11 protein-coding genes and 2 other annotated features are annotated in these 11,560 nt (G+C 43.8%); of the genes, 3 read left to right on the forward strand and 8 right to left on the reverse strand.

Going from position 1 to position 11,560, the window contains the following annotated elements; all coding sequences use genetic code 11:
• Positions 1–70: 70 nt before the first annotated feature.
• The 3 genes from BLR93_RS10320 to BLR93_RS18380 all read left to right on the forward strand — a co-directional run bounded on the left by BLR93_RS10320 (position 71) and on the right by BLR93_RS18380 (position 3,743).
• Positions 71–1,690: an ABC-F family ATP-binding cassette domain-containing protein gene (locus tag BLR93_RS10320; RefSeq protein WP_093214018.1), complete on the forward strand. Its 1,620-nt coding sequence runs from the start codon at positions 71–73 to the stop codon at positions 1,688–1,690.
• 240 nt (positions 1,691–1,930) lie between these two features.
• Positions 1,931–3,313, forward strand: coding sequence for an FAD-dependent oxidoreductase (locus tag BLR93_RS10325; protein WP_093214021.1), 1,383 nt, complete (start codon positions 1,931–1,933; stop codon positions 3,311–3,313).
• Between the two features lie 301 nt (positions 3,314–3,614).
• The gene (locus tag BLR93_RS18380; protein ID WP_281241697.1) at positions 3,615–3,743 is read left to right on the forward strand and encodes a hypothetical protein; all 129 of its coding nucleotides are present in this window, start codon (positions 3,615–3,617) and stop codon (positions 3,741–3,743) included.
• Between the two features lie 78 nt (positions 3,744–3,821).
• Here BLR93_RS18380 and trpA read toward each other — a convergent pair whose 3' ends face one another.
• The 8 genes from trpA to BLR93_RS10365 form a co-directional block, all read right to left on the reverse strand.
• Positions 3,822–4,622, reverse strand: coding sequence for a tryptophan synthase subunit alpha (trpA, locus tag BLR93_RS10330; protein ID WP_093214023.1), 801 nt, complete (start codon positions 4,620–4,622; stop codon positions 3,822–3,824).
• The gene (trpB, locus tag BLR93_RS10335; protein WP_093214024.1) at positions 4,615–5,820 is read right to left on the reverse strand and encodes a tryptophan synthase subunit beta; all 1,206 of its coding nucleotides are present in this window, start codon (positions 5,818–5,820) and stop codon (positions 4,615–4,617) included. The genes trpA and trpB overlap by 8 nt, the downstream gene beginning before the upstream one ends.
• A gap of 16 nt (positions 5,821–5,836) precedes the next feature.
• Complete coding sequence (locus BLR93_RS10340; protein ID WP_093214027.1) at positions 5,837–6,439, reverse strand: phosphoribosylanthranilate isomerase; 603 nt, start codon at positions 6,437–6,439, stop codon at positions 5,837–5,839.
• Between the two features lie 28 nt (positions 6,440–6,467).
• Complete coding sequence (gene trpC / locus BLR93_RS10345) at positions 6,468–7,241, reverse strand: indole-3-glycerol phosphate synthase TrpC (protein ID WP_175559318.1); 774 nt, start codon at positions 7,239–7,241, stop codon at positions 6,468–6,470.
• Positions 7,241–8,269 carry an anthranilate phosphoribosyltransferase gene (trpD, locus tag BLR93_RS10350; RefSeq protein ID WP_093214032.1) on the reverse strand — a complete coding sequence of 343 codons (1,029 nt, stop codon included), beginning with the start codon at positions 8,267–8,269 and terminating at the stop codon, positions 7,241–7,243. Before trpD ends, trpC begins: the two co-directional genes overlap by 1 nt.
• A complete protein-coding gene (locus tag BLR93_RS10355) occupies positions 8,250–8,849 on the reverse strand; it encodes an anthranilate synthase component II (protein WP_093214035.1) in 600 nt (199 codons plus the stop codon). Before BLR93_RS10355 ends, trpD begins: the two co-directional genes overlap by 20 nt.
• Positions 8,830–10,242, reverse strand: coding sequence for an anthranilate synthase component I (gene trpE, locus BLR93_RS10360; RefSeq protein ID WP_093214037.1), 1,413 nt, complete (start codon positions 10,240–10,242; stop codon positions 8,830–8,832). The genes BLR93_RS10355 and trpE overlap by 20 nt, the downstream gene beginning before the upstream one ends.
• An 80-nt stretch (positions 10,243–10,322) precedes the next feature.
• Positions 10,323–10,575, reverse strand: a binding site (T-box leader).
• A 62-nt stretch (positions 10,576–10,637) separates the two neighbouring features.
• Positions 10,638–10,883: a binding site (T-box leader), on the reverse strand.
• Positions 10,884–10,989: 106 nt separating this feature from the next.
• Positions 10,990–11,550, reverse strand: coding sequence for a hypothetical protein (locus BLR93_RS10365; RefSeq protein ID WP_245690116.1), 561 nt, complete (start codon positions 11,548–11,550; stop codon positions 10,990–10,992).
• Between the last annotated feature and the right edge of the window lie 10 nt (positions 11,551–11,560).

Below are 11,560 nucleotides of genomic sequence, written 5' to 3' on the forward strand. Positions count from 1 at the left end.
CATTGACTTACAGCGCTAAAACCTTTATCCTTAATAGGATGATATACTTTCTGGAGGAATGTTATAACTTATGATAAATGTGAGCAATGTTAGTCTCCGTTTTGGTGATAAAAAGTTGTTTGAAGACGTTAATATAAAATTTAATCCAGGCAATTGCTACGGATTAATCGGTGCCAATGGTGCTGGAAAATCCACCTTTTTGAAGGTGCTTTCCGGAGAAGTCGAACCGCAGTCAGGCCATGTTTCGCTCGCACCAGGTGAGCGTTTGGCTATGCTGAAGCAGGATCACTTTGAATATGAAGAATTCGAAGTTCTGCAAACAGTAGTCATGGGTCATGAACGCCTATATAAAATTATGGAAGAAAAAGATGCCATTTATATGAAGCCCGACTTTTCTGAGGAAGACGGCATGAGAGCAGCTGAATTAGAAGGTGAATTCGGCGAACTGAACGGTTGGGAAGCAGAATCCGATGCTGCTGTCTTACTAAAAGGTCTAGGCATTAGTGAAGACTTGCATACAAAAAAAATGGCAGACCTTACCGGCTCTGAAAAGGTAAAAGTCCTACTAGCCCAAGCATTATTCGGTAACCCTGATATTTTGCTGCTCGATGAGCCGACCAACCATTTGGACATTCAAGCAATCCAATGGCTGGAGGAATTCCTGATTAACTTCGAGAACACGGTCATCGTCGTTTCCCATGACCGTCACTTCTTAAACAAAGTTTGTACCCATATTGCTGATGTTGACTATGGTAAGATCGAAGTTTATGTGGGCAACTATGATTTTTGGTATGAATCAAGCCAGCTTGCTTTAAAAATGGCTCAGGAAGCAAACAAGAAAAAAGAAGAAAAAATCAAAGAGCTGCAAAATTTCGTAGCCCGGTTTAGTGCTAATGCTTCCAAGTCTAAGCAGGCAACTTCCCGTAAGAAGATGCTTGATAACATCACGTTGGATGATATCAAACCTTCTTCAAGGCGTTACCCATATGTAGCTTTTACACCAGGCCGCGAAATCGGAAATGATTTATTGCGTGTAGAAGGAATCTCTAAGACGATTGATGGCGAAAAGGTACTGGACAATATCAGTTTTACGATGAATAAAGATGATAAAATCGCGCTTGTCGGAAAAAATGAGTTTGCCAAAACAACCCTTCTTCGCATTTTAACGGGAGAAATCGAACCAGATGAAGGAACTTATAAATGGGGAGTGACTACTTCACAGTCTTATTTTCCAAAAGATAACTCCGAGTATTTTGAGAATGGCGATTTAAACTTGGTTGATTGGCTGCGCCAGTACTCCCCAGAAGACCAAACAGAAACGTTCTTGCGTGGTTTTCTCGGCAGAATGCTCTTCTCCGGCGAAGAAGCATTAAAAAAATCGAATGTTCTTTCTGGTGGGGAAAAAGTGCGTTGTATGCTCTCTAAAATGATGCTGAGCAATGCCAATGTATTATTGTTGGATGAACCTACCAACCACTTGGACTTAGAGTCGATTACTTCTTTGAATAATGGACTTGTCAATTTTAAGGGATCTATCTTATTCACTTCCCACGACCATCAATTTGTCCACAGCATTGCCAACCGCCTGATTGAGATCACTCCTAAAGGCCTGGTTGATAAAGAAATGAGCTACGACGAATATGTGGCCGACAAAAAACTTCAAAAAGAAGTAGAAGCAATGTATGCATAAAAACGTAAACGCACCGTTATTGATTAAAAGCTGCCCCTAAGGCAGCTTTTTTTATTCAACGCTAACTTCCCCCTATTCACTAGAAAACAGCGCCGACCGTGCTTTTTGACTAATTTGTGAAATATATCACAATATGGTTGATTAATCGTTCATAGAGGATTATACTAAGTTTGTGATCAATTGTGATTACCTTCACAATATCATGTGAAAAACATCACAAATAATGGAGGATGATGTTACATGAAAGTAGCTGTTATCGGATGTACCCATGCAGGGACTGCCGCAATTACCAATATATTAAGTATGTATCCTGAAGCGGAAATTGATGTTTTTGAAAAAAATGATAATGTTTCTTTCCTATCTTGCGGAATCGCTTTGTATGTAGGCGGGGTTGTAGAAAATCCTGAGGGCTTATTTTATGCTTCAGTAGAAGCGTTTGAAAAGCAAGGGGTTCGCATGCATATGCAGCATGCCGTCACAAGCTGCAATACAACAGCAAAAACATTGGAAGCCAAAGATTTAAAAACAGATAAAATCACCCGATATGAATATGATAAATTAATTATTACTTCCGGTTCATGGCCGGTAACTCCACCGATTCCGGGGAGTAACTTAGACAATGTCCAACTATGCAAAAACTTCCACCATGCTAATGAAATTATTGCACGATCGGAGGCGGCGGAAAAAATCGTTGTGGTAGGCGCGGGATATATCGGTATTGAATTAGTAGAAGCTTTTGAACAGGCGGGTAAACATGTAACCTTGGTTGACAGCGAAGACCGCATTCTGAATCGTTATTTAGATGAGGAGTTCACGCGCCCAATTGAAACCACACTTGCCGAGAAAGGTGTAAACCTTGCATTGAGCCAGACAGTAAACTCGTTTCAAGGAAAGGACGGAAAAGTTTCGCAAGTCGTCACGTCTAAGGCAAGCTACGATGCCGACCTGGTCATTATGTGCATCGGCTTTCGCCCAAACACAGAATTATTTGCCGGACAGCTGGATATGCTCAATAATGGTGCCATCAACGTCGACGAGTACATGCGCACCAGCTCCCCTGATGTATTCGCTGCCGGAGATTGTTGTGCGGTAGCTTACAATCCCAGTCAGCAGCAGGCGTATATCCCATTAGCTACCAATGCTGTTCGTATGGGTACGTTGACAGCTTATAATCTAGTTCGTCCACGTCTGGCTCACCCCGGAACTCAGGGAACATCCGGATTGAAAATCCATCAGCACAATATATCGGCAACCGGCTTGACAGCATCTGCCGCAAGGGCTGCCGGGATAGCGGTGAGCAGCGCGATGATTGAAGACACCTATCGTCCCGACTTTATGCCGGATAACGCTGTGCTTAAACTAAAGGTAGTGTACGAACAGGAAAGCCATCGCATCGTTGGAGCACAAGTGATTTCTGATGCCGATTTTACACAAGCAATGAACACGTTAAGTGTCAGCATTCAAAATAACATGACAATTGAACAAATGGCGATGACTGACTTCTTTTTCCAGCCGCATTACAATAAACCTTGGAACTATTTGAACCAGGTTTGTCTAGAAGCAATGAAAAAAGAACAGGAAAAACAAACTGCCAGAACTCTAAAGCAAGTGGTTGGGACATAACATACATCCACTTGGCACAAACCGAACAATTACAGAAGATGAAGTTTAAAAATATAAATGGCAATATAACAAACAGTATTATCAGATAAGTATTAGTACTGCGCTGCGGAAATACACTACACTTTCCGCGGGCGGCTGGTGAGCCTCCTCGAGCTTGCGCTCTGCGGGGTCTCACCGAGGCCTTTTCTCCCGCAGGAGTCTCCGTGGATTTCCTCCACTGAAAGTCTGTGTACTGTTTTCAGCCAACAGCCCTATCATCGCAGCCAAAAATGACCCCTTTATTTTCAAGGAGGCTGAAGCTGTGCCTACGGAAAGCGAAGGATACTGCCTGCGCCAGTTTAAGCATCCAACTTTGTTAAAAGGAAAAAATAGAGTTGTCACTGGATCCGCAGGTGTTAAAAAAGCAAAAATCGAACGGCTCGAACCCTAAGGATTTCGAATCATCGTTCGATTTTTTGCTTTAGCCACTATCCTTTTGTCCCAGCCCTTGTTTTAAGGTAAAAGTTTATTATGAATCGATGGAAGCCTTCTGCCCTGCTTTAGCTGCCCGGATCATTGCCTGGATATCGCTGCGCTTGTTTTTGTGTAGGGCATCGACTATTCTGCTGCCAACAACCACACCGTCACAATTGCTGCTAAGCTCCTTTACCTGCTGCGGTGTAGACACACCAAAGCCTGCCAAAACAGGAACATCGCAGATGGCCTTTAGTTCCGCCAAGTGCTCTTGCAAGTCTGCCTTAAAGCCAGTTCGTGCACCTGTTATTCCTGTAACGGTTACCGCATATAAAAATCCTTCCGTCCTCTTGGCAATTTCCTGAAGCCGTTCTGGCGGACTAGTCAATGAAGCAAGGCGAATCAGCGCAATATCTTTTTCTTTCAGCTGTACCGCCACCATATGCTCTTCCTCTAAAGGCATATCAGGAATGATCAAGCCACTGACACCCGCTACTTGACAGGCATCGGCGAACGCTTCGATCCCGTAAGCATAGATAGGATTCAAATATGTCATCAAAACTATCGGGATATTCCGTTTCTCCTTAAACTGCTGTAATTTGTGCAGTATAGCCCGTAGGCTTACACCTTCCTGAAGTGCTCGAATTCCAGCTTCCTGAATGGTAGGGCCATCCGCTACCGGATCAGAAAATGGTACACCAACTTCTAAAACAGTTGCTCCACTTTCCTGGAGAAACTGGACTTGCTCCTCTAAACGATCCAGACCACCATCCCCCGCCATGATATAAGGTACAAATGCTTTATCCCCTTGGTTGAGTACTTTTTGGAAAGCCTCTTGTAACTGTTGTTTACTCATAGGAACTCCCTCCAAACGCTGATCTCACTGTGTCTACGTCTTTATCTCCCCTGCCTGATAAACAAATGACAATTGTTTGATCCTTGCTCATTTTCTGAGCTAACTTCATGCTGTAAGCAACTGCATGGGCACTCTCCAACGCTGGCATGATGCCCTCTGTTTTTGTGAGCAACTGTAAAGCCTCTAAAGCTTCCTCATCGGTAATGGAATCATAAGTTACTCTGCCCGCCTCTTTTAGATGACTGTGTTCTGGCCCGATGCCCGGATAATCCAGCCCCGCTGAAATCGAGTGTGCCTCCGTTATTTGGCCGTTTTCATCTTGCAGAAGATAACTCAAGGTGCCATGCAGGATACCTGCCTTGCCGTCTGTAAGGGTTGCGGCGTGTTTTCCAGTTTTTATCCCAGAACCTCCTGCTTCTACACCATAAAGAGCAACCTCATGGTCTTCAACAAATGGATAGAACATTCCCATCGAGTTACTTCCTCCCCCAATGCAGGCTATAACTGCTTCGGGTAATTTTCCGTCTTGAGCCAGGATTTGCTGCTTCGTTTCCGTACCAATCACACTTTGGAAATCACGGACGATTTTCGGGAACGGGTGCGGGCCGACGACTGACCCGATAATATAATGGGTATCCTCGACATTGGTGACCCAGTAGCGCAAGGCTTCATTGACAGCATCCTTTAAAGTGCCGCTTCCCTGTTCCACACTCTCCACCCTTGCTCCCAATAATTCCATACGGAAAACATTCAGCTTTTGTCTGCGGATATCTTCTTTTCCCATGAAAATGACACAGTCTAAACCAAGCAAAGCACAAACTGTTGCAGTAGCTACCCCATGCTGGCCGGCGCCCGTTTCAGCAACGACTTTTTTCTTTCCCATTCGGACTGTCAGCAATGCTTGCCCAATGGCATTATTGATCTTATGCGCACCCGTATGGTTTAAATCTTCTCGTTTTAAATAAATCCTGGGACCGCCAAATTGGCTAGTGAAATTCTCAGCATAATATAACGGGGTTTCTCTCCCTACATACTGCTTAAAATAGTAATCAACTTTTTCGATAAATTCCGGATCGGCCATTGCTTCTACATAGGCCTTTTCAAGTTCTAAAACAGCAGGCATTAAAGTTTCCGGAACAAATCTTCCGCCAAAACTTCCGAAATGGCCCTGCTGATCTGGTTGTTGATAGGTTTTCATAATTATCCTTCCTCTCCTAACTTTTCGCTGCTTCAATAAAAGCTCTTATTTTTGCAGGATCCTTTTCACCCGCTGTCTCCACACCGCTGGAAACATCTACTCCAATTGGCGAAACCTCTTTAATAGCGTCCCTGACATTCATTGCGTTTAATCCACCCGCAAGGATGACTTTGTTAACCTCGTTGGGCAGATGCCTTGTTAATGACCAATTGAATACTTCTCCGTTACCGCCGTGATACTTACCAGACGGACTATCAAGCAGGTAATAATCACATTGGTAGTCTTCCATCCTTCTCAAATCATCTTTATCTGCAATTTGAATTGCTTTAATAACCGGAATCTTAATGTTTGCCAGCAAACCAGGCGGTTCATCGCCATGCAATTGTGCATAATCAAGGCCAACCGTATCGGCTATTCTATTGATTGTCTCCGAGGACTCGTTTACGAAAACTCCTACTTTATTTATGTGAGCGGGAATCTGCTGCGATATTTCTTTCGCCCGCTGCATACTAACTTGCCGCTTACTTGGCGCAAATACAAATCCAATAAAATCCGCCCCCGCCCGGATAGCATCATTCGCAGCCTGTTCTGTTTTGATACCGCAGATTTTTACTTTCATAATTATCCTCCTATTAGCTGTCCCGGCTTTATAACGGGATTTGTAAATCCCGGAACGTTTGCTGCAAATTTCCGGAGCGCATCATCGTTTCTCCCACAAGAATTCCCTTGACGCCTGCTTGTTTTACTCTTTCTACATCTTCTCTTTTCCGAAAACCACTCTCACTGATTAATAGCTTATTAGGATCCGAAACTTGCCCTGCTAACTTTTCGGTAGTGGCCAAATCTACTTCAAATGTTCGCAAATCACGGTTATTGATTCCGATAATTTTAGCGCCGATCTCATTAGCAGCCGCTAACTCCACTTGGTTGTGAACTTCAAATAACACTTCAAGGTCTTTAGCAAGCGCATATTTGTACAAATCTGCCAATCTTTGCTCAGGGAGGGCAGCGGCAATCAGTAAAATCACATCTGCGCCAAAATCCTTAGCCCGGTCAATTTGAATTTCGTCAATAATAAAATCTTTGTTAAGCAATGGTACATCAACAGTATTCCTGACCGCTTCCAAGTCTGACATAGCACCTTGAAAAAATGGCTGATCAGTCAAAATAGAAATGGCGCCAGCCCCATTGTTAACGTATTGTGCCGCTTGTTTCGGCGGGTTCACATTAGTATTAATGGCCCCCCTGGAAGGAGAGGCCCGCTTAATTTCAGCAATAATGCCGATTTCCTCTGCATTTAGAAAACTGTCATAGAGCGATCGCTTCCTGACATCTTTCAATCTGGATGCTGGTTGATAGTTTTTCTTGAGTTGAACAACTTCTTTTTCCTTTTCCGCTAGAATCTGAGTTAAGATCGTCATCAGCCCACCACCTCTTGTTTAACTTTATTACTGTATTCAATCAAATTTTCCAGTTTATTAAGTGCTGCTCCCGAGTCAATGCTTTCCTTTGCCATCGTTACTCCCTCTCGAACAGTGGCTGCTTTTCCATTCGCCAGTATCGCCAGCCCGGCGTTTAACACAACAGTGTCACGGTGGGCACCTGTTTCACCTCGTAAAACACGATATAGAATATCGGCATTCGCCTTTGCGTCCCCGCCTTTAATTTCTTTATTATCGTAAACGGGTAATCCGACTTCTTCCGGGTGGAGAGTGAATCTAATAATCTCCCCTTTCTCCATAAGCACCAGATGGTTATCGCCAGCCAGTGAGGCTTCGTCCATATGGCCAGCCCCGTTAATAATCAACGCCCTTTTTCTTCCTAAGCGGTGCAGTACGCTAGCCATCATTTCCAGCATGTCACGCCGGTAAATACCGAGCAGTTGTGTGTCTAAGGCCACCGGATTTGTCAACGGTCCAATCAAATTAAAAACAGTCGGGATGCTAAGCTCCTTCCGCACCTTCATGATTCGCTTCAATCCGGGATGCACGTGAGGTGCAAACAAGAAGGCAATCCCATTATCCTTTAACACATCGAGCATTTGCTCTTTTGACAAATGAAGTGATACACCAAGGTGTTCGAGTACGTCCGCACTGCCTGTTCTGCTGGAGATGCTGCGGTTTCCGTGTTTGGCTACTTTAATTCCGGCTCCTGCAATGACAAAAGCAGAAGTAGTACTAATATTGAAGCTTTGCGAACCATCGCCGCCAGTTCCGCAATTGTCCATGACGCCGTCCAATATATCTGTGGCAGCAATCGATTTTTCCCTGATGACGTTCACTAGGCCGGTAATCTCTTCCGGTTCCTCGCCTTTTGTTTTTAAAGCTGCAAGGAATGCACCTATTTCTGTTTCCGATGTATTTTCCATGAACATTTTCCTTGCTGCCTGTTCCATTTCATTTAAGCTTAATGCCTGTTGATGAATCAGCTTATCGAGATACTGTTTCATATTCATCCTCCTTTATCATAGAGAGAAAGTTTCTAAGCATTGCCTTACCAGTCTTCGTACCAATCGATTCTGGATGAAACTGCATTCCATATACTGGTAAAGTCTGATGTTTTAAAGCCATGATTTCCCCATCATCATCAGCTGTAGCGGTCACTTCCAAGCAAGCAGGTACACTAGTGTTTTCAATGGCAAGAGAGTGATACCTCATTACCTCTGCCGGTTGGGGAAGGTCTGCAAATAACCCTGACCGCTGATGGGTAACCATTGATGTTTTTCCGTGCATAACGTTAGATGCATGAATGACCTTGCCTCCGAAGGCTGAACCGATTGCCTGGTGTCCCAGGCAAATCCCGAGGATGGGGATGCTTCCAGCAAACCGTTTTACGACTTCGATGCATATACCCGCTTTCTCTGGGGTACCAGGGCCTGGTGACAATACGATTGCTTCCGGGCTTAAAGCTTCCACTTCCTCCAACGTCAAGGCGTCATTACGGAACACCCGCACCTCTTTTTCTAACACGGATATATATTGGTATAAGTTATAAGTAAACGAATCATAATTATCGATTAATAAAATCATTTGTGTTTACCTCCAATAGTGATTTGGCTTTATTAAGTGTTTCGTCGTATTCTGCAGCCGGATTTGAATCATAGACGATACCGGCGCCCGCTTGAACATAAGCATTGTTATCCTTTACGACCATGGTCCTGATTGCCAAAGCCAAGTCAACGTCCCCATTCATGTTGATGTAGCCGACTGCTCCCGCATAAACGCCGCGCCGTTCCCGCTCCAATTCATTGATAATCTGCATAGCCCTGATCTTGGGGGCGCCTGATACCGTACCTGCCGGAAGCGTTGATGCCAATGCATCAATCCCGCTATAATTAGGAAGCAGTGTCCCGTGTACCTCTGAAACGATATGCATCACGTGTTGATACCGCTCGATTGTCATATACTTTGGAATCTTGATAGAACCAACCTCGCAAACACGGCCAAGGTCATTCCTGCTTAAATCAACTAACATTTTATGTTCAGCCTGCTCTTTCTCATCTGCTAAAAGCTCATCACCCAAGCTTATATCCTCTTCTTCTGTCTTGCCCCTCGGCCTTGTACCAGCAATTGGATTCGTTACTACTTGCCTGCCATTGGTTTTTATTAAGCTTTCCGGAGAAGCACCTAACACAATATAGTCGTCGAAGTTTATATAGAACATATATGGGGAAGGATTGGCCCTCCGCAAATGTCTATAGAAGGTAAAAGGATCTGTATCAAAGCTGGCTTTCATCCGCTGGGAAAGTACTATTTGAAAAATATCCCCGTCCACAATATGCTTTTTGGCCTGTTCGACTCTTTCCATAAAAGTCTGTTTATCAATAGCTGGCTTGAAAGAAATTTTGTCCAGCGGCTGAATTGGTTCTCCTATATCAGTAGTGATATCATGCTTGATATCTTCCAGAGACTGGTTTAGTTCTTTCTCCGTTCGTTCTCCATTTAAATTGATGGCGACAATCGAGACCGTTTGATGGAGATGGTCAAAAACGATGACATCCTGATAAAACATCAGGTGGATGTCCGGCATTTCTATTTCATCGTGGTATTCCGGTCCAATAAACTCATAGTGGCGGATCGCGTCGTACCCAATATAACCAATTCCTCCCCCATAAAAGGGAAACGGGAGCGGCAATGAATGGTTGAGCAAATGCTGCTTTACTATCTCCAACGGATTACCGGTTTCTGTTTGCTTTGTGCCGGTATCCATATAGTTGATCACTGTTTGATGATTATCACCGATAATTTCTTTAAAAGGATTCAAGCCTAAAAAGGAGAACCTTCCTTTTTCTGACTGGTTTGCCAAGCTTTCCAACAAGAATTTACGCTGTCCCTGCAGTCTGTTAAACACAGAGATCGGAGTCAGCGTATCTCCGTTTATTTGTATTTGTTTATATTCTGGGCCAGTGATTGATTGAATCATGACACTCTCTCCTTTTTAGTGAGCGTTGCTCTTTTTCTGGTAATAAAAAAGCCCCCTATAAACACTTGTTTCTCGTGTTTATAGGGGACGGTTTCAGCCGCGGTGCCACCTCTATTGAAGGAAACCAGGTTTCCTTCCGCTTTTCAAGTACAGGTTCCTGTTGTACAGGTACCATACTCTATCCCGATAACGAGGGAACACCGTTTTTTCCTACTAGTATTTTCAGAAAAACTCTCGTAAGCCCATTCAGCTTCTCTATCATACCGGGATCCCACCAGCCCCGGCTCTCTTCGATGAATCGATAAGCATACTCTTCTTACTCGTTGATTTAACCTTTTTTGCTATTTAATTTGTTACCAAATGAAATTTTGGTATAAAAAAAAGGCTTCCTCTCCATAAAGGACGAGGAAACCCGTGGTACCACCTTTTTAGCTATTTAAGAAACAGCCGCTTTGCCAGTATAAACCGCAGTCTATACCTGCCCTTGATAACGTTGGGCAATCCCGCCAAAGCCTACTGTCCTGAAAAGTTCGGTTTGGGGCTCGGAAGTCCATTCACTCGTAACGACGTACTGGTTCACAGCTACCACCAGCTCTCTTTGACACCGTGCACGAATTACTACTCTTCGTCTCAGCCAAGCGATTCATTGAATTATTGTTTACAATCATATAATGCTCCCGAAAATTTGTCAACAACAAAATTATAATTTTTTAAATATTCGTAATTTCATTAGTAGAATAGCATTCATCAGCTGCTTTGCTTACTTGATAACGTTAATGTTGTAATCGGGGTTAATAGGCAGGACTGCTTTAGGTTTAAAGGATATATCCAAGCCAGCTTGGTGTCATGCAAATTTCTTCCGGTAAGATCGCCATATCCTGTATACCAGAAAGCCTGCCAAATAAACTTGGAGCAGTAATTATACGTGATGACGTCCAGCTTTGGGTGAAAAACATATCGCTTCACAAGGCTGATCGCAACCAATACCCACTCGGCAGCAGCTTCCGCTCCCTTTACCGGGCGCAATACAATCAACTCTGTCCCGAATTTATGCCTTGATAAATAAGCAGGCAGTGGATCAAAAAAGCCGCCCTGCGGATGAGAGTGATAAATATGGTAGTCCTTGCCAACCATTCCTACATGACCGACTAAAAAAGTGGATAGACCTTTAGAAGAATACAAAATATCTCCGGGAGCCATCATTGTTTTCTGTTTATCCGGATATTGTTTCACCAGACCAGTAGCATTTAAGTCCCGCAGCTTTCCATATAAAACATCCGGCTCCTGTCTTTGTTTCGCCAAAATCATTGGCGAGCCT

The sequence above is a fragment of the Sediminibacillus albus genome (assembly GCF_900101125.1).
Classification (GTDB): domain Bacteria; phylum Bacillota; class Bacilli; order Bacillales; family Amphibacillaceae; genus Sediminibacillus; species Sediminibacillus albus.